At 63.3% G+C, this 20,661-nt stretch carries 17 protein-coding genes; 12 read left to right on the top strand and 5 right to left on the bottom strand.

The window, feature by feature from the left end:
- The first annotated feature begins 116 nt into the window (after window positions 1-116).
- Window positions 117-1,079 carry an NAD(P)H-dependent flavin oxidoreductase gene (locus NCT03_RS00620; RefSeq protein WP_244826774.1) on the top strand — a complete coding sequence of 321 codons (963 nt, stop codon included), beginning with the start codon at window positions 117-119 and terminating at the stop codon, window positions 1,077-1,079.
- 83 nt (window positions 1,080-1,162) lie between these two features.
- Here NCT03_RS00620 and NCT03_RS00615 read toward each other — a convergent pair whose 3' ends face one another.
- Window positions 1,163-2,257, bottom strand: coding sequence for a porin (locus NCT03_RS00615; protein WP_244826773.1), 1,095 nt, complete (start codon window positions 2,255-2,257; stop codon window positions 1,163-1,165).
- Between the two features lie 512 nt (window positions 2,258-2,769).
- Complete coding sequence (locus NCT03_RS00610) at window positions 2,770-3,168, bottom strand: hypothetical protein (protein ID WP_244826772.1); 399 nt, start codon at window positions 3,166-3,168, stop codon at window positions 2,770-2,772.
- A 477-nt stretch (window positions 3,169-3,645) separates the two neighbouring features.
- Between NCT03_RS00610 and NCT03_RS00605 the strand changes: the two genes are divergently transcribed.
- The 9 genes from NCT03_RS00605 to NCT03_RS00565 all read left to right on the top strand — a co-directional run bounded on the left by NCT03_RS00605 (window position 3,646) and on the right by NCT03_RS00565 (window position 11,328).
- Window positions 3,646-4,665 (top strand): bile acid:sodium symporter family protein, encoded by a 1,020-nt coding sequence (locus NCT03_RS00605; protein ID WP_250491662.1) that lies wholly within the window; start codon window positions 3,646-3,648, stop codon window positions 4,663-4,665.
- A gap of 271 nt (window positions 4,666-4,936) precedes the next feature.
- Window positions 4,937-5,983: an acyl-CoA dehydrogenase family protein gene (locus NCT03_RS00600; RefSeq protein ID WP_250491661.1), complete on the top strand. Its 1,047-nt coding sequence runs from the start codon at window positions 4,937-4,939 to the stop codon at window positions 5,981-5,983.
- Window positions 5,971-6,777, top strand: a complete 807-nt coding sequence (locus NCT03_RS00595; protein ID WP_244826769.1) for a PIG-L deacetylase family protein — start codon at window positions 5,971-5,973, stop codon at window positions 6,775-6,777. Before NCT03_RS00600 ends, NCT03_RS00595 begins: the two co-directional genes overlap by 13 nt.
- Complete coding sequence (locus NCT03_RS00590; protein WP_244826768.1) at window positions 6,774-7,382, top strand: class I SAM-dependent DNA methyltransferase; 609 nt, start codon at window positions 6,774-6,776, stop codon at window positions 7,380-7,382. The genes NCT03_RS00595 and NCT03_RS00590 overlap by 4 nt, the downstream gene beginning before the upstream one ends.
- Window positions 7,383-7,576: 194 nt before the next feature.
- Window positions 7,577-8,578 carry a LacI family DNA-binding transcriptional regulator gene (locus tag NCT03_RS00585; protein ID WP_244826767.1) on the top strand — a complete coding sequence of 334 codons (1,002 nt, stop codon included), beginning with the start codon at window positions 7,577-7,579 and terminating at the stop codon, window positions 8,576-8,578.
- 12 nt (window positions 8,579-8,590) lie between these two features.
- Window positions 8,591-9,835 carry an AGE family epimerase/isomerase gene (locus tag NCT03_RS00580; RefSeq protein WP_250491660.1) on the top strand — a complete coding sequence of 415 codons (1,245 nt, stop codon included), beginning with the start codon at window positions 8,591-8,593 and terminating at the stop codon, window positions 9,833-9,835.
- Window positions 9,836-9,840: 5 nt separating this feature from the next.
- Complete coding sequence (locus NCT03_RS00575) at window positions 9,841-10,758, top strand: carbohydrate kinase family protein (RefSeq protein ID WP_244826765.1); 918 nt, start codon at window positions 9,841-9,843, stop codon at window positions 10,756-10,758.
- A 63-nt stretch (window positions 10,759-10,821) separates the two neighbouring features.
- Window positions 10,822-11,043 carry a hypothetical protein gene (locus NCT03_RS00570; RefSeq protein WP_244828154.1) on the top strand — a complete coding sequence of 74 codons (222 nt, stop codon included), beginning with the start codon at window positions 10,822-10,824 and terminating at the stop codon, window positions 11,041-11,043.
- Between the two features lie 42 nt (window positions 11,044-11,085).
- Entirely contained in the window at window positions 11,086-11,328 is a 243-nt protein-coding gene (locus tag NCT03_RS00565; protein WP_244826764.1) for a hypothetical protein, read from the top strand.
- A 7-nt stretch (window positions 11,329-11,335) separates the two neighbouring features.
- On the opposite strand, the gene NCT03_RS00560 is transcribed toward NCT03_RS00565, so the two are convergent.
- Entirely contained in the window at window positions 11,336-11,983 is a 648-nt protein-coding gene (locus tag NCT03_RS00560; RefSeq protein WP_244826763.1) for a glutathione S-transferase family protein, read from the bottom strand.
- Between the two features lie 234 nt (window positions 11,984-12,217).
- On the opposite strand from NCT03_RS00560, the gene NCT03_RS00555 reads away from it, so the two are divergent.
- A complete protein-coding gene (locus NCT03_RS00555) occupies window positions 12,218-15,793 on the top strand; it encodes an indolepyruvate ferredoxin oxidoreductase family protein (RefSeq protein ID WP_250491659.1) in 3,576 nt (1,191 codons plus the stop codon).
- Window positions 15,794-15,817: 24 nt separating this feature from the next.
- Here the strand turns inward: NCT03_RS00555 and NCT03_RS00550 are convergent, their stop codons facing one another.
- Window positions 15,818-17,137 carry a sensor domain-containing phosphodiesterase gene (locus NCT03_RS00550; protein WP_244826761.1) on the bottom strand — a complete coding sequence of 440 codons (1,320 nt, stop codon included), beginning with the start codon at window positions 17,135-17,137 and terminating at the stop codon, window positions 15,818-15,820.
- Window positions 17,138-17,501: 364 nt separating this feature from the next.
- Here NCT03_RS00550 and NCT03_RS00545 point away from each other — a divergent pair, with 364 nt between their 5' ends.
- Window positions 17,502-19,166, top strand: a complete 1,665-nt coding sequence (locus tag NCT03_RS00545) for a Na+/H+ antiporter (RefSeq protein WP_244828152.1) — start codon at window positions 17,502-17,504, stop codon at window positions 19,164-19,166.
- Between the two features lie 55 nt (window positions 19,167-19,221).
- Here NCT03_RS00545 and NCT03_RS00540 read toward each other — a convergent pair whose 3' ends face one another.
- Window positions 19,222-20,523 carry a solute carrier family 23 protein gene (locus NCT03_RS00540; RefSeq protein WP_250462612.1) on the bottom strand — a complete coding sequence of 434 codons (1,302 nt, stop codon included), beginning with the start codon at window positions 20,521-20,523 and terminating at the stop codon, window positions 19,222-19,224.
- Window positions 20,524-20,661: the final 138 nt, after the last annotated feature.

Here is a 20,661-nt window from a genome sequence, read left to right as displayed (position 1 = left end):
GGATGACAGGGCTGCGGCGCCTGTGCCTATAATCGAACGATCGTGCGTCTCAATTTAGCCGCTCGAAGACGACGCCCCAACCGTAAAATAAGTACGACATCCCGGAGACTCGCGCCATGGCACTTCCCGCCGTACTGCAGAACCTTGCATTGCCGGTCGTCGGCTCGCCGATGTTCATCGTCAGCTATCCCGAACTCGTGCTTGCGCAATGCAAGGCGGGCATCGTCGGTTCGTTTCCGGCGCTCAACGCGCGTCCCGCCGAATTGCTCGACGAATGGCTCACGCAGATTCAGGCATCGCTCGCCGAACACAAGTCCGCGAACCCGAATGCGGTCATCGGGCCGATCGCGGTGAATCAGATCATCCACCAGTCGAACGCGCGACTCGAACAGGACGTGCGCGTGTGCGTCGAGCACAAGGTGCCGATCTTCATCACGAGCCTGCGCGCACCGGTAAAGGAAATGATCGATGCGGTGCATTCGTACGGCGGGATCGTGCTGCATGACGTGATCAACTTGCGGCACGCGCAAAAGGCGCTCGAAGCGGGCGTCGACGGGCTGATTCTCGTGGCGGCGGGCGCGGGCGGCCACGCCGGCACGATCTCGCCGTTCGCGCTCGTCGGCGAAGTGCGGCGCATGTTCGACGGCCCCATCGTGCTGTCAGGCTCCATCGCCAACGGCGGCTCGATTCTCGCCGCGCAGGCCATGGGCGCGGACCTCGCTTACATGGGCACGCGCTTCATCGCGACGCGCGAGGCGCACGCGCTCGACAGCTACAAGCAGGCTATCGTCGATGCCAATGCCGCCGACATCATCTATACGAACCTCTTCACCGGCGTGCATGGCAACTACATTCGCCAGAGCATCGTGAATGCGGGACTCGATCCCGAAGCGCTGCCGCAGTCCGACAAGACCGCGATGAATTTCGGTGACAGCGCGGCCAAGGCGAAAGCGTGGAAGGACATCTGGGGCGCGGGCCAGGGCGTAGGCCTGATGGACGATGTACCGAGCGTCGCGCAACTGGTCGCGCGCTTGCGTCAGGAATACGACGAGGCGAAGTCGCGTTTGCGGATCGGCTGAAACGCTCGTCGCAGAGATTCAGATGAAAAAAAGCGCGTTCCGGTGATTATCCGGAACGCGCTTTTCGTTTGCTGCCGCAAGACTCAGAACTTGGCGCGAATGCCGACGCCGAAGGTATCGCCCGAAGACATGCTCGTGTACTTGTCGTTCAGGTACGCGGCATAGACGTCGGTGCGCTTCGACAGCGGGTAGTCGTAGCCTACGGCCCAGCTCTTATGCGTCTGGTCCAGACCGCCGTTGCTGCGCGAATACGCATAGGACGCCATTACCAGGCCCGGGCCGAGCGGCACCGTCACACCGCCCTGCCCCGTGTTCACGTGGAACGTGCCGGGGTCGATGTCGTTCTTCGTGTACATGTACTGGGCGAAGAACTTTACGTACTTCAAGTCGTACGACGCACCCAACTGGGCAACGCTCTGGCTCTTGTAGCCGGGAATGGCGAAGGCGTTCGAGGTGACCAGATCGCCCGGCGTGTTGTTGAAGTTCACGTATTGATAAACGCCGGTCGCGGCGAACGGCCCGTGGAAGTACAGGAACTGCGCGCTGTACTTCTTCGAGCGGCCATCGCCCGCGTTGTTGCCGAAGCTGTACATCGCGCTGCCGGACAAGCCGTTGAAGTCGGGCGTCGTGTACTGCAACGAGTTGTTCCAGCCCGAATCGCCCGTCACGCCCTGATCCGTCGTGTAGGTCGGGAACGTGCCCTGACCGAGGAACACGTGATAGACCATCGGCGAGAAGACATACGAGTCGACGAACGGGTTGAACAGAATCGTCGAAACGAACAACTGCGTCGTCAGGCGGCCAGCGGTGAACGTACCGATCGGCCCTTGAATACCGACATACGAGTTACGTGCAAAGAACGTGTCGCCCTGGAAGCGGCCGTATTGGCCGTTCTGCGCGCGGAAGAAGCTTTCCAGGGTGAAGATCGCCTTGTAGCCGTTGCCCAGATCTTCGGCGCCCTTCAAGCCCCAGTACGACGTGGACATACCGCCGCCGCTCACATTCCAGGCGCGATCGCCGCCGGGAAACTTTTGTGCGCCGACCCATTCGTCGACCTGACCGTAAAGCGAGACGCTCGATTGCGCCTGCGCCGCGCCCGCGGCGAGAAAGCCGAACATGGCGGCGACTACGGTGGCCTTGACCGTGGTCTTCATCGCACGGTTGACGGTTGGCTTCATGAACTCTCCTGTCGTTTGTCAAAAATTGAATGCTTGGCGGGCGAGGAACGGTGCACTCGCCTCTTCTGTCGGCTAATGATTTCGGCGAGAGCGGTGTCGCTAGTGGAGCGGCACCATCTTTACGGACCATTTTTCCGGTCAAAAATGTTTTTGGTTATTGCGGGTATCACGGTTTGAATAGGCAGGCGCGCCTTTTCACGCTTCGATGCGCGTCGCTTCTCGCGTCAAAGCCGAATCGTTCCGAGCGGTCTTTATAGAAAGCCGAGCAACGGCGCGCCTTTGAAGGCGATGAAAGGGAAATCGAAACTGCTTTGGATTGCGAAATCCCGCGCAGGGCGCATTGTCCGTGCAGCGCGAAAAGAGAGGAATGTTTATGCGGTTACGAATGAACAACTGTGGCGTGATTGCGTCACCGTCACGGCGTAACTAGACGCGCAAATAATTTTTAGTTAACCACGAAGTTAACGCGCAAGCATTGCGGAATTGCAACAAGACGTCGCAGCAGATGAAGCTCAGTTGCGGAAGTTGGCGTTGCCGGAGGTGCGGCCATCATCGACCGGGCGGCCGGGTTGACGTGGCAGGCTGCGCTCTTCGTTATAGCGGGCGATGTCCGCGCGAATGGAACCCGCGCCTCTGAGCGACGCCGCCTGTTCGGCGCGCGGCACGGGCCGCACTTCGGCGCTCACTGGCGTGAGACCGTCCTTGGCGGCAACCGGCGTATGGTGCAGCGACTGACGGCTGCTCGCGGAATCTTGAAACACCGCCGACGACAGCCATTCGACACGCGGACCGGCGAGCGCGAGCGAACCCGCGACCGCCAGCGAAGAGATCGCGGTGGCTGCAAGAAAGCGAGTCGTAGTGCGTATGCCGATGAGCGCCATGTCGAGAAAACAGCCAGTGTCCGACACCATCCCTGCCCGCTGGCGACGCAAAAAGAGAAGTCGACGCCCAACGGACAACCGGTCAAAGTCGGACCAATGGCGACGGCGAGGAGATCTCGCGCGCACTCGTCGACCGGCATGTTCCACAATTTATTTCGCCCGGCGTCGGCCGTCGAGCCAAAAAGTGTTAGGCCCGATTCATGGTTGTAACACCATGTTACGTCGGAGTTTTTCCGCTGCATCTTGCTGATTTGAAAGACAAATCGTCCGATGAAAAAAGTCGCTCACGGAGGATTTGCGCACTGTCGAAGTGACCGGTCTGGCGGCCCGGTTGATGCTTCTGCATCGAAGGAAAACAAGCGCGCTCATGCGCGGTGGGAATCAATCAATCCTGTAAATGAATTTGCCTTTTCAATCGCCTACGAGCGAAAATCATGGTTTTTACTGACTTGACGCGCGCGGTACCCGAATACTTCGGCCCGTAAGCACGAGTGCGAGATCCAACCGATGGCGCGGCCCAAACTTCTTCCCGATAACTTCACGCTGGCGCTCGTCAGCACGGTCATCCTCGCGAGCTTTTTGCCTTGTCGCGGCAACGTGGCCACGGCGTTCAACTGGATCACCAACGTTGCAATTGGGCTGCTGTTCTTTCTGCACGGCGCAAAGCTCTCCCGCGAGGCGATCGTCGCTGGCGCAACACACTGGCGGCTGCATCTTCTCGTTCTGTTGAGCACTTTTGTGCTGTTCCCGTTGCTTGGCTTTGCGCTCAAGCCGTTGCTCTTGCCGCTCGTCACGCCTGCTCTCTACACCGGCATTCTGTTCCTGTGCACATTGCCCTCTACGGTGCAGTCGTCGATCGCGTTCACATCGATGGCAAAAGGCAACGTGCCTGCGGCGGTATGCAGCGCGTCGGCGTCCAGCCTGCTCGGCATCTTCATTACGCCTGCGCTCGTCGGCTTGCTCGTGACGAGCAATGGCGCGACAACGGGTTCGCCGTGGCATACGGTTGGCAGTATCGTCATGCAATTGCTCGTGCCGTTCGTGGCGGGGCAGTTGCTACGTCCGGCTATCGGCAAGTGGATCGACCGGCGCAAGGCGGTGCTCAAGTTCGTCGATCAAGGCTCGATTCTGCTCGTGGTCTATGTCGCGTTCAGCGAAGCCGTGAACGAAGGCATCTGGCATTCGATTTCCGCTTCCACGCTTTTGGGCCTTCTCGTCGTCAACGTGCTGCTGCTCACCGTCGCGCTCCTGGTAACGGCCTTCACCGCGCGGCGTCTCGGTTTCAGCCGCGCCGATCAAATCACCATCATCTTCTGCGGTTCGAAGAAGAGCCTCGCTTCCGGCATTCCAATGGCGAAGGTGATTTTCGCGTCCCATACGGTTGGCGCCGTCGTGCTCCCGTTGATGCTGTTCCATCAAATTCAGTTAATGGTGTGCGCGGTCCTGGCGCAACGTTGGGGCGCGCGTAAGACCGCGGCTGAACCCCCGCGCGAAGGCAAGAACATCGCCGCAACCGCGCGGCGCTGACACGTCCATCATCGTTTCCCGACAAAGGCCGCCTCGTGCGGCCTTTGTGCATTTGAACCCGTCTGATCGATACCGTCGACTCGGCCGGACGGCGTAAGTCGATTTGCCTGACTCCTGTCCGGCGCTTTTGCTTATCCCGTCTGGCTGAAATGGCGTCCGGGCATGTCGCTTGCCACACTCTTGTCCAAGTAATACGCAAACGAGAACAGGAGATGTCCATGCGGAACGCTAGCGCCCTCCAGCACAGCGAAGATTGGGAGTGAGTCACGCCATGTCACTTGCCTCGGCCGCCGAGCCGCTTGTATCGGCATCCGCCCTGCAAGCATGTCTCGGAGATTTGTCTTTTCAGCGCGGCAACGCAGACGACACGGCTCGCGCCCTACGCGTGCTGATCGACGCGCGCCTCGACCGGCTGCCCTTGCCCGGACGCGGCGCCACGCGTGAGCGCTGGCGCGCGCTCGGCGCCGTCGCCGCTTTCGACCTCGCGCTCGTCAAACTGTACGAAGGCCATACGGACGCGCTCGCCATCCTCGCCGAACTCGACGAAAAGCATCACGCCTCGAACGAAGCGTGGGGCGTATGGGCCGCCGAGCCGCCGAACGCCCGCCTTGCGGCCATAGGCAACCCGGAGTCGGACGATGTGCTTCTTCACGGCGTCAAGGCGTGGTGTTCCGGAGCGGCTTCGGTGACACACGCGCTCGTGACGGCTTGGAACGAGCGCGGAGAGCCGATGCTCGCCGCCGTCGATATCCGCCAGCCGGGCGTCAAGGTGACGCGCGAAGGCTGGTTTGCCGTCGGCATGCAAGCAAGCGCGAGCGTCGATGTCCACTTCGACAACGTGCCTGCGCGGCGAATTGGCAAGCCGGGAAGCTATGTCGAGCGTCCTGGCTTCTGGCAAGGCGGCGCGGGCATTGCAGCGTGCTGGTTCGGCGCGGCGGCGGGCATTGCGCGCTTCGTCGAAAAGGGCGCGCGACGCGGCGCCGATCCGCACAAGCTCGCGCATCTCGGCGCTATCGACGCCACGCTTTGCGCCACGGTCGCGCTGCTGCGCGAAACGGCGGCATTCATCGACCGCGAGCCGCAAGCCAACGCCATGCTCGCCGCCATGCGCGCGCGTCTGGCGGCCGAACGCTGCGCCGCGCATGTCATCGAGCATGCGGGCCGCGCGCTCGGAGCGGCGCCGCTCTGCCGCGACGATCACTTCGCTCACTTGATGGCGGATTTGCCAGTCTTCATCAGACAAAGCCACGCGGAACGCGACGAGGCATCGCTCGCGGAACATCTGCTCGAACGGGAGCCTGACTCATGGAAAGTTTGACGACGCAAGAGCCGAAGGCGCTCGCCGAAACCGGTGCGCCGGAGCACGACAGGGTAATCGAAGGGCGAGGCACGCCCGAGAAAAGCTGGCAAGACTGGGGCAAGCTAAGCGCGCTACCGGAAGTCGATCCCGCCGATCTCGTCCCGCTGGGCGGCCGCGCTGTCGTCGTGGCGCCACACCCGGACGACGAAGTGCTCGGTACGGGCGGATTACTTTCACGCCTCTCGGAATTAAGCCGAAACGTGTTGATCGTCGCCGTGACGGACGGCACCGCGAGCCATCCGGAATCGACCGAATGGACGCCGGATCGCCTTGCCAGCGTGCGTCCGCAAGAAACGCGGGACGCCTTGCAGCGGCTGCATCTGCGTAACGCGCAAGTCGTCCGGCTGGGCTTGCCGGATGGCGGGGCGCGACAAATCGAAGCGGATCTATCAGTACTTCTGGCTAAATTTCTTCAGCCTGGTGACATCGTTTTCACTACGTGGCGGTACGATGGCCATCCCGATCACGAGGCCGTCGGGCGCGCCACGTGTCTGGCCGCGAACGAGCTTGGTTTGCCGTTTGTCGAAGTGCCGCTTTGGACTTGGCATTGGGCGTCGCCGGACGATTCGCGCGTGCCGTGGAGCCGCGCGCGGCGCATCGCCCTGGACGCGGCAACGCACACCAGGAAGCTCCGGGCCGTGCAAGCCTTCAGAAGCCAGACCGAGCCGGATAAGACGACCGGACAAGCGCCGGTTCTGCCCGAGCATGTCCTGGCCCGCCTGACGAGGCCCTTCGAAGTCATTCTCATATGAGCAACATCAACGATCCGAAGCAGTACTTTGACCAGCTTTACAAGGACAACGACGATCCCTGGAAGATCAGGAACCGTTGGTACGAACGCCGCAAGCGCGCGTTGACGCTAGCCACGCTTCCCAACGACCGCTACGCGCGCGCGTTCGAACCGGGCTGCGGCAACGGTGAACTAACGGCGCTGCTTGCCGCGCGCTGCGACGAAGTCGTCGCCACGGACATCAGCGCGGACGCCGTCGAGCTGACGCGGCAGCGCATCGCGCAATTCGACAACGTGACGGTCGAGCACATGCTGCTTCCGGACGCGTGGCCCGAAGGCAAGTTCGATCTCGTGCTCCTCAGCGAAATCGGCTACTACCTCGACGAGCCGCAGCTGTGGCATATCGTCGAACATGTGCGCCGCACGCTTACGCCGGACGGAACGGTCGTGGCATGCCACTGGCGAAAACCCATGGAAGGCTGGACGCATACCGGCGAAGACGTGCACGCGCGTCTGCGCGGTCGAATGGGCTTGCCGCTCTTGTGCCACTACTGGGACGACGACCTTCTGCTCGACGTTTGGACGCCCGACAAGCGTTCGGTACACGAGCGCGAAGGTTCGATGTAAATGTTTTCTGCTTTTTACTAAACAAACAGAAAGGCTTCAAACGCCATACAGCATTGGTCTCAGTGGTTTCCCCACCCTGTCTTCACGGTTTGTTTTGCGGTTTTTTACTATACAATCGCCGCAAAACGAATGTAGCCGGTTCGCGCTAAACACCGCGCGCGCCGCAGGAAATCTGCGGAGACAGAATCACCACGATGGCCACCACCATTCGCGATGTCGCGCGCGCGGCAAGCGTCTCGATCGGGACGGTGTCACGCGCGCTCAAGAACCAGCCGGGGCTGTCGGAAGCCACGCGCGTGCGCGTCGTCGAAGTCGCGCAGCAACTCGGTTACGATGCCGCGCAACTGCGCACGCGCATTCGCCGTGTCACGTTTCTGCTGCATAGGCAGCACAACAACTTCGCCGCCAGCCCGTTTTTCTCGCATGTGCTGCATGGCTTCGAGGAAGCCTGCCGCGAACATCGGCTCGTGCCGTCGGTGTTGACCGCGGGTCCCACGCTCGATCTCGCGCAGCAAATGCGCCTGCACGCTCCCGACGCCATCGCGGTCGCGGGCTTCGTCGAGCCGGAACTGCTTGCGCATCTGCATTCGCTGGCGCGCCCCACGGTGCTCATCGACCTGCGCGCGCCGGGCTTTCGCTCGGTGAACATCGACAACGTAAGGGGCGCGTCGCTTGCAATGCAGCATCTGTTCGCGCAGGGGCGGCGGCGCGTGGCGTTCATCGGCGGGTCGCTCGCGCATTACAGCATCGCGCAGCGCGCGCTTGGCTATCGCAAGGCGTATTTCGATGCCGGCCTGCTGTTCGACCCAATGCTGGAACTCGTCACGCACCCTGGATCGCCTCCGGATCTCGCCGCCGCCGACGCCATGCAGCGGCTGATCGGCGAGTCGCGCGCGCAATCCATTCCTTTGCCCGACGCGGTTTTCGCCTATAACGATGCAGCGGCCCTCGCCGCCATGCGCGTATGCCTCGCGCACGGTATGCGCGTGCCGGAGGACATCGCCTTCGTCGGTTTCGACGATATCCCGGCCGCCGCGCAGAGCACGCCGCCGCTTTCGACCGTGACGGTCGACAAGGAAGCGCTCGGCCGTCGTGGCGTCGACTTGTTGCTGGAGGACAATGCGAACCCGCCGGGGCAGGCCGACACGCTGGTGGGCGTCGATTTCATCGCCCGCGCGAGCTCCGGCCAGATATGAGATGAGCGATACATGAACCTGACCGCATCCCCCGTGGAAACCGCGCCGCAAGCGAGCGTCGATTTCCGCAGCCGCGACTTCCTGCTCTCGCACGTGCGCGACACGCTCGCGTTCTACGCGCCCACCGCGCGCGACGAGTCAGGCGGCTTTTTCCACTTCTTCAAGGACGACGGCCGCGTCTACGACCGCACCACGCGCCATCTCGTCAGCAGCACGCGCTTCGTCTTCAATTACGCGATGGCTTATCGCCATTTCGGCGATCCGTCGTATCTGGACTGGGCGCGCCACGCGTTCCGGTTCCTGCGCGACGCCCACTGGGACGCGAAGCACGAAGGCTACGACTGGGAAATCGAATGGCGCGACGGCCAGGCGAACACGCTCGACGGCACGCGTCATTGCTATGGCCATGCGTTCGTGCTGCTTGCTTGCGCGCACGCAGCCATGGCGGGCATCGACGAAGCGAAGCCGCTCATCGACGAGACTTTCGCGCTGATGGAGCGCCGCTTCTGGGACGCCGAAGCCGGTCTCTACGCCGACGAAGCCACGCCCGACTGGCAGTTGTCCGACTATCGCGGGCAGAACGCCAACATGCACGCGACCGAGGCGCTGCTCGCCGCGTATGAAGCCACCGGCCACGTCATTTATCTGGATCGCGCGGAGAAGATCGCGGGCAACATCACGCTGCGGCAGGCGAAGCTTTCGCACGGCCTCGTCTGGGAACACTTCAAGCGCGACTGGTCGGTGGACTGGCATTACAACGAATCCGACAGCTCGAACATTTTTCGTCCGTGGGGTTTTCAGCCGGGGCATCAGACCGAATGGGCGAAGCTGCTGCTGATCCTGGAGCGGCATCGCGCGCTGCCGTGGCTTGCGCCGCGCGCCATCGAATTGTTCGATGCAGGCTTCTGCCGCGCCTGGGACGATCGTCATGGCGGCCTCTATTACGGCTTCGGCCCCGACGACACCATCTGCGATCACGACAAGTACTTCTGGGTGCAGGCCGAAAGCTTCGCGGCGGCGGCGCTGCTCGGCGCGCGCACGGGCCGCGAGCGCTTCTGGGACAGCTACGACGAACTCTGGCGCTATAGCTGGGAACACTTCGTCGATCACGAGTACGGCGCGTGGTATCGCATCCTCACGTGCGACAACCGCAAGTACGGCGACGAGAAAAGTCCTGCCGGCAAGACCGACTATCACACCATGGGCGCGTGCTACGAAGTGCTGAACGCGCTCGGGTCCCATTCGACACAACGGTGACGCGCATGGCAACCGAGAAGACATCCGAGACCTTTCCGCAATTCGTTTCCGCAGGCGACATCCTCACGGACATGATCCGCACCGACGTGTCGAGCTGGCTTTCGCGTCCGGGCGGCGCGGGCTGGAACGTGGCGCGCGCGGTTGCGCGTCTCGGGTTGCCGACGGCGGCGGCCGGGTCGCTTGGCACCGATAATTTCTCCGACGATCTCTGGGACGCAAGCGTCGCCGCCGGCCTCGACATGCGTTTCCTGCAGCGCGTGGAACGTCCGCCGCTGCTCGCCATCGTCCACAAGACGCAGCCGCCCACTTACTACTTCATGGGCGAGAACGGCGCGGACCTCGCGTTCGATCCGTCGAAGCTGCCGCAAGGCTGGATGGAGCGCGTGAAGTGGGCGCATTTCGGCTGCATCAGCCTCGTGCGTCAACCGCTCGGCAACACGCTCGCCGCGCTCGCCGCGCAACTGCGTCAGCACGGCGTGAAGATCAGCTTCGATCCGAACTATCGCAACTTGATGGAGCACGGCTACGAGCCGACGCTGCGCAAGATGGCCGCCCTCGCCGATCTCATCAAGGTCTCCGACGAAGACCTGCACATGCTGTTCAAGGGCTTGTCCGAAGCGGACGCGCTCGCGCAAATCCGCGCGATGAACCCGCAAGCCACCGTGCTCGTCACGCGCGGTTCGGACGAAGCCACGCTTTATGCGGATGGCCAGGAATATCGCGCGCGGCCGCCGAGCGTCGAAGTGGCGGATACGGTCGGCGCCGGCGATGCGTCCATCGGCGGCTTGCTCTATAGCCTGATGGCACGTCACGGCCAATGGCCCGATCACTTGAAGTTCGCGCTGGCGGCAGGCGCGGCGGCATGCCGGCATTCGGGCGGGCATTCGCCATCGCTCGAAGAAGTGGAGGAGCTGCTCCGGTAGCACGGCGTCATACGCGTTCCATGACCGCGTGCTAGCATGATTTCGTCCTTGCCGGAGGCGCTCATGGAAGACACGACGTACACGAAAGGCATCTATACCGCGACGATCGGCGTGCGCGCCATCGACGGGGACAAGTATCAGGGTCTCGTCTCACTCGAACGCGACGACGGCGAAGACACCGAGCCGACACTCTACGAAGTGGAAGCCGCATCGGAGAACGAGCACGAAGCGCTGGAAGAAGCGCGCGCGCTTGCGCATCGAATTCTCGGGGAAATCGAACTGTAGGAGCAGCGGCGCGCCGCTGCTTATCCTAATCGGGAGGGCATCATGCCGGAGCAGGTCTTCCTTTATGGCGTCTACGCAATCCACGTCAAGCCGCTCGAGTTGCAAGGCGCGCGCTGGGATGCGGAGTACGAAATCCGTCATAACGACAAACCCGTGCAAGCGTGGTCCACGGTCGGCGGCGACGGCCTTGCCGATTCCGCCGCCGCGGTCGAGCTTGCGCATCGACGCGCGGTAGCGGACATCGAAGCCGGTGCGGGAATCCCTAAGCCGCGCACGTTTCCCTAAATCTCATTTAATGCGCGGGCGGCGTGATCGCGCCGGTATGCGGCCGTAACGCGAGCCGCTCCGCCTCCCGATGATCGATCGCCGCCGCGCGTTCATGACTATCGCGCGCCACCGCCCGTTCGACATAATCGAAGAGCACGCCCTGCGGCGCGATCAGCTTCGCCATGAACGCAATCTGCAGCGTGCTCGCCGCGAGGATGTCGGCGGCGCTGAACTGTTCGCCGAGCAGCCACGGGCCTTCTTCGAGCGCGCCTTCGATGGCGCGCTCCACGCGCGCCAGATCGCCCCAGCCGAAGCTCACCGTGTTTCCTTGTGCGCCGGTCATGCGTTCGGCCATCGCGGGTTCGAGACATGAACCGGTGAAGAACATCCACTGCAGAAAGCGGCCGCGCAACGGGTCGTGCGGCGAAGCGCCGAGTTTCGTTTCCGGATAGCGATCCGCGAGATACAGCAGCAGCGCGCCCGACTCCGCCACCTTCACGTCGCCGTCTTCCAGCGCGGGCAGTTTCGACATCGGATTGACGCGGCAGAACGCGGGCTCGTTCTGTACGCCCGCGCGGATGTTCACGAACTCGAGGTCGTAAGGCACGCGCATTTCCTCGAGCATCCACAGCGCGCGAAAAGCGCGGGTCTTCGGCCAGTAATAGAGCTTCATCGGCATCCTTCTTGGGGCGATCGTCGGGCGTTCAGGTTAGACCCAAAGCATGCGCGATCCCGCTTCGGGTATACGTGAGGACCCGGGCAATCGAGGAGATTCCGCTCGGTTATCTCGAAATTAATCCGATTACTTTCCGAGAGAACGCGATAGTCGGGAAGTGCGCAAAAACTTTCCGCCTTCGACAGCGAAAAATGGAGACCTGCCCCGCGTACCTAAAAGAACGGAGACTCCATGAACGCGCGTGTTCCCGCTGACTCATTCGCCTCGCACTCTAAAGAACCGGCATTGTCGGGCTATCGACTGACCGACAACCTGAGCGCCACGAGCGGCCGCATCTTCCTCACCGGCACGCAGGCGCTCGTGCGGCTCGTCCTGATGCAGCGCGAACTCGACCGCGCGGCGAATCTCAACACGGCCGGTTTCGTGAGCGGCTATCGAGGCTCGCCGCTCGGCATGGTCGATCAGCAATTGTGGAAGGCGAAGAAACTGCTCGCGTCGCACGACGTGCGCTTTCTGCCCGCGATCAACGAGGAACTCGGCGGCACGGCGGTGCTCGGCACGCAGCGCGTTGAATCGGACCCGGAGCGCACCGTCGATGGCGTCTTCGCGATGTGGTACGGCAAAGGCCCTGGCGTGGACCGCGCGGGCGATGCGCTCAAGCACGGCAACGCCTACGGTTCTTCGCCGCATGGAGGCGTGCTCGTCGTCGCCGGCGACGATCACGGCTGCGTGTCTTCGTCGATGCCGCATCAGAGCGATCAGGCGATGATCGCGTGGCACATGCCGGTGGTGAATCCGTCGAACGTGGCCGACATGCTGGAGTTCGGTCTCTACGGCTGGGCGCTGTCGCGCTTTTCGGGCGCGTGGGTCGGCTTCAAGGCGATTTCGGAGACGGTCGAATCCGGCTCGACCGTCGATCTGGACGGCATCCGCCGTGACTGGCCAGCGCCGCAAGACTTCACGCCGCCGCCGGGCGGATTGCACAACCGCTGGCCCGATCTGCCGAGTCTCACCATCGAATCGCGCCTCGCCGCGAAGATAGAAGCGGCGCGGCACTTCGCGCGCGAAAACAGCATCGACAAATGGATTGCGCCGAGCCCGCGCGCCAACGTGGGAATCGTGACGTGCGGCAAGGCGCATCTCGATCTCATGGAAGCGCTGCGCCGCCTCGATCTCACCATCGCACATCTGGATGCGGCGGGCGTGCGCATCTACAAGGTCGGGCTCTCGTATCCGCTCGAAACGACGCGGCTCGAATCGTTCGTCGAAGGGCTCGCGGAAGTGCTCGTGATCGAGGAGAAAGGGCCGGTCATCGAGCAGCAGATCAAGGACCATCTCTACAACCGCGCGCAGGGTGCGCGTCCCGTGGTGATTGGCAAGACGGCGCAAGATGGCGCGCCGCTTCTGTCCGCGCTCGGCGAGTTGCGGCCCTCGCGCGTGCTGCCGGTGTTCGCGCAATGGCTCGCGCGTCACAAGCCCGCGCTCGATCGCCGCGACAAAGTGGTGGATCTCGTCGCGCCGCAAATTCTGTCCAATATCGCCGATGCCGTGAAGCGCACGCCCTACTTCTGCTCGGGCTGTCCGCACAACACGTCGACGAAGGTGCCCGAAGGGTCGGTGGCGCAGGCGGGCATCGGCTGTCACTTCATGGCTTCGTGGATGGAGCGCGACACGACCGGTCTCATTCAGATGGGTGGCGAAGGCGTCGATTGGGCTTCGCATTCCATGTTCACGAAAACGCCGCACGTGTTTCAGAACCTGGGCGACGGCACCTATTTCCACTCGGGCATTCTCGCGATTCGTCAAGCCGTGGCCGCGAAGGCGAACATCACGTACAAGATTCTCTATAACGACGCCGTCGCGATGACCGGCGGCCAGCCCGTCGATGGCAGCATTTCCGTGCCGCAAATCGCGCGGCAAGTGGAAGCCGAAGGCATTGCGCTGCTCGTCGTGGTCAGCGACGAGCCCGAAAAGTACGACGGCCACGAAGATCAGTTTCCGCGCGGCACGACGTTTCATCATCGCGACGAACTCGATGCCGTGCAGCGCCGTCTGCGCGACACGCCGGGCGTCACCGTGCTCATCTACGACCAGACCTGCGCCGCCGAAAAGCGCCGCCGCCGCAAGAAAGGCGAATTTCCCGATCCAGACAAGCGGCTCTTCATCAACGAAGCGGTGTGCGAAGGTTGCGGCGACTGCGGCGTGAAGTCGAACTGTCTATCGGTCGAACCGGTGGAAACGGAGTTGGGAAGAAAGCGCCGCATCGATCAGTCGTCGTGCAACAAGGACTATTCGTGCGTGAATGGCTTCTGCCCGAGCTTCGTCACGCTTGAAGGCGCGAAGCTCAAGAAGGCGGAAGGCCACGCGTTCGATCCAGCCGAACTCGCGCGAAAGGTCGATTCCCTGCCCTTGCCGCAAGCGCATCTCGACGCTGCGCCCTATGACATCCTGGTCACGGGCGTGGGCGGCACGGGCGTGGTCACCGTGGGCGCGCTCATCAGCATGGCGGCGCATCTGGAAGGCAAGAGCGCGTCGGTGCTCGACTTCATGGGCTTCGCGCAGAAAGGCGGCTCGGTGCTGTCGTTCGTGCGCTTCGCCGCGACCGATGCGCTTCTGAACCAGGTGCGCATCGACACGCAACAGGCCGACTTGCTGCTCGCTTGCGACATGGTGGTGGGCGCGAGTCCCGAAGCCTTGCAAACGGTGCGGCACGACAGAACGAAGATCGTCGTGAACACGCACGCTATCGCCAACGCGAGCTTCGTGCAGAACCCCGAGGCGAATCTTCACGCGGATGCGCTCATCGACAAGATGCGGCACGCAGCCGGGCCCCATGCCGCCGACGCGCTCCGAAGCTGCGATGCACAGGCGCTCGCCACGCGCTTTCTCGGCGACACCATCGGCGCGAACATTCTGATGCTGGGCTTCGCGTGGCAGTTGGGGCTCGTGCCGTTGTCGCACGCGGCGCTCATGCGCGCGCTCGAACTGAACAACGTGGCGGTGGCCGCGAACAAGCTGGCCTTCGCCATCGGACGGCTCGCGGCGGCGGATGCGAGCGCGCTGGAAGCGCTGGCGGCATCGAAGGAAAACAAGCGTGTCGCGATGGCGGACATGCCCTTGCGCGAGCTGATCCGCGACCGCGAGGAACGGCTTCTCGCGTATGGCGGCGCGAAGTACGTCGCGCGTTATCGCAAGCTCGTCGAGGCCGCATCGGGCGATGACGCCCTCACGCGCGCCGTTGCGGTCACGTTCTACAAGCTGCTCGCGGTGAAGGACGAGTACGAAGTCGCGCGCCTCTACACGGACCCGGCGTTTCGCGCCGCGCTCGCCGCGCAGTTCGAGGGCGCGGCCGGCGACGACTACACCGTGAAGTTCAATCTCGCGCCGCCCGCCATGTCACGCGCGCCGAAGAAGAAGGTGTTCGGGCAATGGATGTGGTCCGTGCTCGGCGGCTTGTCGAGATTTCGCGCGCTGCGCGGCACGGTGTTCGATCCATTCGGCAAGACGCTCGAACGGCGCATGGAGCGTCAACTCGCCAGCGATTACGAACTCACGATGCAACGCGCGCTCGCCAAACGCGATACGCACAACGCGCAAGACGTGTTGGCGCTTGCCGCGCTCTTCGAACGCGTGCGCGGCTACGGTCACGTGAAGCTCGCCAGCCTCGCGATGGTCAAGCGCGGCGAACGCGATATCGCGGCGCGCATCGGCATTGAAGCGGCGACGGGCGACGCGGTGCGCGCGTCCATCGAAACGATGAAGGGCGCATCGAGCCTGAAGGGAATTTCGGTCGTCGTGGCGAAATGATCGGGACGTGTGACGCCTCGGCTCTCAGACGAGCTCGTCGTCCGAGATCCAGTCGATGTCGCCGCACAGCACGCAGCGCTTGCCGTCGAGCCGCGTCTCCACCGACAACGTGACGCAAGGCATCGCCTCGTTGATCGACAGATACGGCTTCGTCACGTGCACGCGCTCCGGCTCGCCGAGCGCCGCCCGAAAATACGGCCGGCGCAGCCAGTTCGCGCCTTGCGCGTCGATCAGCGGGAGAAATCGTGCTTCGTGCGCCGCGCGGTCGGCGCGCAGCACGACATTGCGGCCCGCCTGGCGACCGTTGGCGTCGAGCAGGAAGCAGCGGGCGGCGTTATCGAGCGCGAGGAAGTTCCAGCACACTTCGTCGAGCGGCTCGCCCGCCGCAAGCCGCTCCGCCGCGCGCTCGAAGGCACGCACGTAGGGTTGCAGACGCGTCGCCACGCGCCGTTCGCGCGCCTCGGTCTGCAAGCGGTAGCGCTCGGTGAGTTCGCCGATGACGGTTTTCGCGTGGTCGCCATCCGCGAGACCCGGATGCGGCCGCGCGAAGAAGAAGCCCTGCACGAAGTCCGCGCCGCTCGCAAGCGCCAATTGCGCCTCGTGTTCGGTCTCGACGCCTTCTATCAGCACGAGCTTGCCCGCTTCGTGCAGCAAGGACACGATGCCCGAAAGCACCGCTTCCATGTTCTGCCGCTGCTTGATCGTGCGCGACGACGAAGGCGCGTGCACGTTCTGCCCGGCGTGCGACAGCATCACGCGATCTAGCTTCACGATATCCGGATCGAGTTGCCAGATGCGTTCGATGTTCGTATGTCCCGCGCCGAAGTCGTCCAGCGCAATGAGAAAGCCCTGATCGCGGAACTGCTGCACGGCGAGCGCGAGCCGTTCCATGTCTTCGGCGCTCTGCTCCAGCACTTCGAGCACGACGCGGCGCGGCTCGATATGCAGCCGCTTGAGGTTGGCCATCAACGCGGCGGCGTGATACGGCTCGGTCAGCGCGCCGGGATGCACGTTGAGAAAGAGCCATTCGGTCTGCGCGCCCAGCATCTTGAAGTTTTCCAGATGCAGCGCCTGCGCCAGCCGGTCGATCAGCATGGCTTCGCCAATACGCGATGCCTGCCCGAAAACATCGACCGGAGGAACCGGACGATCGAGCGAGTCATGCGCGCGCAACAAGCCTTCGTAGCCGACCGCGCGCATATGCGAAAGGCTGAAAACCGGCTGGAAGACGCTCGAGAGCGTCAGGTCGCCATGTTCGACGGAATAGCGGTCGAAGCCCGAGGTCACGCCCAGTTCGAAGCTACGCGTGGTGACCGTCGCCTTTTCCGGATTCGCGATCACCATGTCCGTGCCCTCCCGCAAAACGCCGAATCTCTTGCCTGGCCAAGCCTGACCGGTCCCGCCCCGGCCCCGTCCAATACCGATTTCATAGAACAGCCCTCGTTGATCTGCCGGGAGTCTTGCGTCCCCCGTGGCTGACGATAAAGCAAGCTCCATGCGAGCAATGCATGTGGATTTGTCGGCGTTTTAGGTGGAATGTGCACCGCTATCAGGCGATTTCGCGTGCATGCGCACCTCCGCGGTGCGAGCGTCGTATATCACCGTATATCAACCCTGACCGGCTCACGCGATAAACTTTCGCGTCGCCCGAACAATGCTAGACGGCATCAAGGGCTTTCGCCTCTTTGCGTCGTGCAGTACCGCACATATGGAAATCGTCTTCACCGTACTCATTCTTCTGATGGTGGTCGCGCTGTCCGGCTTCGGACTGAGCCTGCTTCCGGTCAAGCTGCCACTGCCGCTGATCCAGATCGCCATCGGCGCGGTGCTGGCGTGGCACGGCTTCGGGCTTCACGTCACGTTCGATCCCGAACTCTTCATGCTGCTGTTCATTCCGCCGCTGCTTTTCGCGGATGGCTGGCGCATTCCGAAGCGCGAGCTCTACATGCAGCGCCGCGCGATACTCATGCTCGCGCTCGGCCTCGTGTTCATCACGGTCGGGCTGCTCGGCTACTTCCTGCACGCGATGATTCCCGAGATGCCGCTGCCCGTCGCGTTTGCGCTCGCGGCCGTGCTTTCGCCGACGGATGCCGTCGCGCTGACGGGCATTGCCGGGCGCAATCGCATTCCGCCGAACCTCATGCATATCCTCGAAGGCGAAGCGCTGATGAACGACGCGTCCGGCCTCGTCGCGCTGAAGTTCGCCATCGCGGCGGCGCTCACCGGCGTGTTCTCCCTGCGCGACGCGACCATCAGCTTCTTCATCATCGCGGCGGGCGGGCTCGCCATCGGCGCGGCGATCAGTTGGGCGATCACGGAGATACCCGCGCGCATCCTCAAGTTTTCCGAGGACGACGACCCCGCAGCGGGCGTCATTCTCACCGTGCTGATTCCGTTCGCCGCCTACGTGATCGCCGAGCGCGCGGGTTGCTCGGGCATTCTGGCGGCGGTATCGGCGGGAATGATGATGAACATCCAGAGCCTGCGCGACAGCATTCCGAGCGCGGTGCGTATCCGCATGACGAGCACCTGGGCGATGATCGAGTTCGTCTTCAACGGAATGGTGTTCATTCTGCTCGGCCTGCAGTTGCCGCACGTGATCGGGCAGGCGCTGATAGAAGCGCATCACGATGGCGACGCGCAAGTAGGCCTTTTGATCGGCTATGTGCTTGCGACCGTCGTCGCGTTGTATGCGTTGCGCTTCGTGTGGGTATATTGCCTGCGCTGGGTGGCGAGCCGCAACGCCGCGAAACAGGGCATTGGCGCGGCGCCCGGTTTTCGCACGCTCGCCATGACCACGATTGGCGGCGTGCGCGGCGCGGTCACACTCGCGGGCGTGCTCTCGCTGCCGGTCACGCTCGATAACGGCACGCCGCTCGCGGGTCGCGACGTGGCAATCTTCATCGCGTCGGCGGTGATCCTGGTGTCGCTCATCATTGCGGTCATCGGCTTGCCTATTCTCTTGCGCGGCACCGCGCGCATCGACAAGCCCTACGCGGCGGAGGAGCGCATGGCGCGGCGGCGCATCGCGCAGGCGGCGATACGCGCTATCGACGACACGCACGAGACGCTGATCGAGCAGATGGACGAAACGGCGGCGGCGCGCTGCACGGATTCATCCGCGCGTGTGATGGGCATTTACCGGCGCAGGCTGGAATCCCTCGGCGATGAGGAAGCGCCACGCGTGGCTGCGAAGAGAAGCGAAATGGTCGAGACACGGCTGCGCATGGCCGCGATGCGCGCCGAGCGTGCCGAGTTGTTCAGGTTGCGCGCCGCTCAGACGATCAACGACGAGACGTTGAACAAGCTCATCCGGGAGATCGATCTGGCGGAGACCGCGCTGGTGAACCGGAAGCGGGGGTTGTCGGCTTGAGAGCATGCTCTCTTGCCTGCGCGTGCGTTCCACCGGGCGCGCAGGCGCTTTGTCATCAGACCACGCCCGACCCACGCCGGCGCAGCAGCGCATACAGAATGATCGCGCCGAACGTCGCGGTGCCAATCCCGCCAAGCGCGAAACCGCCGAGTTTGAGCGTGAAGTCGCCCGCGCCGAGCACGAGCGTGACGGCCGCGACGATCAGATTGCGGTTATCCGAGAAGTCCACCTTGTTGACCACCCAGATGCGCGCGCCCGTCACCGCGATCAGCCCGAACACCACGATCGACACGCCGCCGAGCACCGGTCCCGGAATGGTTTGAATGACCGCGCCGAACTTCGGCGAGAAGCCGAGCACGATGGCGAACAATGCCGCGATGGCGAACACGAGTGTCGAATAAATCTTCGTGACGGCCATCACGCCGATGTTCTCCGCATAAGTCGTCACGCCCGTGCCGCCCGCGAAACCGGAGACGATGGTCGCCAGTCCGTCGCCGATGAACGCGCGTCCGATGTAACGGTCGAGACTCTGTCCCGTCATCGCGCCGACCGCCTTGATGTGGCCGAGGTTCTCGGCGACGAGAATGATCGCGATGGGCGCGAGCAGGGTCATCGCCTGCGGTTCGAACACGGGCGCGGTGAAGTGCGGCATGCCGAACCACGCGGCGTTCGCGACGATCGAGAAGTCGATCGGTTTGCCCATGCTCATGCCATTGGTCAGCACCGCGTAGATGATGTAGGCAATCGCCAGCCCGATCAGAATCAACAGGCGCTGCGCCATGCCGCGCGCGAACACGGCCACGCCGCCCACGCAAAGCACGGTGACGAGCGCCATCCACGAATCGAAGTTGCTGGCGCTCACGCCTTTCACGGCGATAGGCGCGAGATTCAGTCCGATCACGCAGACGATCGCGCCGGTGACGACGGGCGGCATCAGCGCTTCGATCCACTTCGTGCCGACCGCCGTGACGATTGCACCGATGATCGCGTAAGCCACGCCGCACGCCACGATGCCGCCGAGCGCAACGGGAATGTTCATGTTCGGGCCGTGGCCGCTGTAGCCCGTCACCGCTATGACGAGCCCGATGAACGCGAAGCTCGAACCGAGATAGCTAGGCACGCGTCCTCCGACCAGCACGAAGAAGAGCAGCGTGCCGATTCCCGACATGAAAATGCACAGATTGGGATCGAAGCCCATGAGAAGCGGCGCGAGCACGGTCGAGCCGAACATGGCGACGACGTGCTGAATGCCCATGGCGAACATCTGCGGCCAGGGCAGGCGCTCATCGGGGCCGACGACGCGGCCGCCTTGCGCATCCGGCTGGACGGGCCAGCGCGGGAAATAGGGATTGGACATGGGAAACAACTCCTTCTCGACATTGACGCCGTTTCGTGCGGCGCGGGTGTTCTGGAAACTGGCGCGAGTTTACGGAGTGGGATGCAGGGTGGCAAGCGAGGTGATATTACGGGAGGCTTGCGGTGATGAGCGCTTCGT

This window comes from Caballeronia sp. GAWG1-1 (assembly GCF_023631465.1).
GTDB lineage: Bacteria > Pseudomonadota > Gammaproteobacteria > Burkholderiales > Burkholderiaceae > Caballeronia.
The sequence above is the reverse complement of the archived record's forward strand: the minus strand, read 5'-3'. Positions and strand labels throughout refer to the sequence as shown.

Coding starts and splice junctions, on each gene's coding strand:
- NCT03_RS00545 (WP_244828152.1), top strand. CDS start 17,502: ATGGAAATCGTCTTCACCGTACTCATTCTTCTGATGGTGGTCGCGCTG.
- NCT03_RS00555 (WP_250491659.1), top strand. CDS start 12,218: ATGAACGCGCGTGTTCCCGCTGACTCATTCGCCTCGCACTCTAAAGAA.
- NCT03_RS00615 (WP_244826773.1), bottom strand. CDS start 2,257: ATGAAGCCAACCGTCAACCGTGCGATGAAGACCACGGTCAAGGCCACC.
- NCT03_RS00575 (WP_244826765.1), top strand. CDS start 9,841: ATGGCAACCGAGAAGACATCCGAGACCTTTCCGCAATTCGTTTCCGCA.
- NCT03_RS00580 (WP_250491660.1), top strand. CDS start 8,591: ATGAACCTGACCGCATCCCCCGTGGAAACCGCGCCGCAAGCGAGCGTC.
- NCT03_RS00605 (WP_250491662.1), top strand. CDS start 3,646: ATGGCGCGGCCCAAACTTCTTCCCGATAACTTCACGCTGGCGCTCGTC.
- NCT03_RS00595 (WP_244826769.1), top strand. CDS start 5,971: ATGGAAAGTTTGACGACGCAAGAGCCGAAGGCGCTCGCCGAAACCGGT.
- NCT03_RS00585 (WP_244826767.1), top strand. CDS start 7,577: ATGGCCACCACCATTCGCGATGTCGCGCGCGCGGCAAGCGTCTCGATC.
- NCT03_RS00560 (WP_244826763.1), bottom strand. CDS start 11,983: ATGAAGCTCTATTACTGGCCGAAGACCCGCGCTTTTCGCGCGCTGTGG.
- NCT03_RS00590 (WP_244826768.1), top strand. CDS start 6,774: ATGAGCAACATCAACGATCCGAAGCAGTACTTTGACCAGCTTTACAAG.
- NCT03_RS00610 (WP_244826772.1), bottom strand. CDS start 3,168: ATGGTGTCGGACACTGGCTGTTTTCTCGACATGGCGCTCATCGGCATA.
- NCT03_RS00570 (WP_244828154.1), top strand. CDS start 10,822: ATGGAAGACACGACGTACACGAAAGGCATCTATACCGCGACGATCGGC.
- NCT03_RS00620 (WP_244826774.1), top strand. CDS start 117: ATGGCACTTCCCGCCGTACTGCAGAACCTTGCATTGCCGGTCGTCGGC.
- NCT03_RS00550 (WP_244826761.1), bottom strand. CDS start 17,137: ATGGTGATCGCGAATCCGGAAAAGGCGACGGTCACCACGCGTAGCTTC.
- NCT03_RS00600 (WP_250491661.1), top strand. CDS start 4,937: ATGTCACTTGCCTCGGCCGCCGAGCCGCTTGTATCGGCATCCGCCCTG.
- NCT03_RS00565 (WP_244826764.1), top strand. CDS start 11,086: ATGCCGGAGCAGGTCTTCCTTTATGGCGTCTACGCAATCCACGTCAAG.
- NCT03_RS00540 (WP_250462612.1), bottom strand. CDS start 20,523: ATGTCCAATCCCTATTTCCCGCGCTGGCCCGTCCAGCCGGATGCGCAA.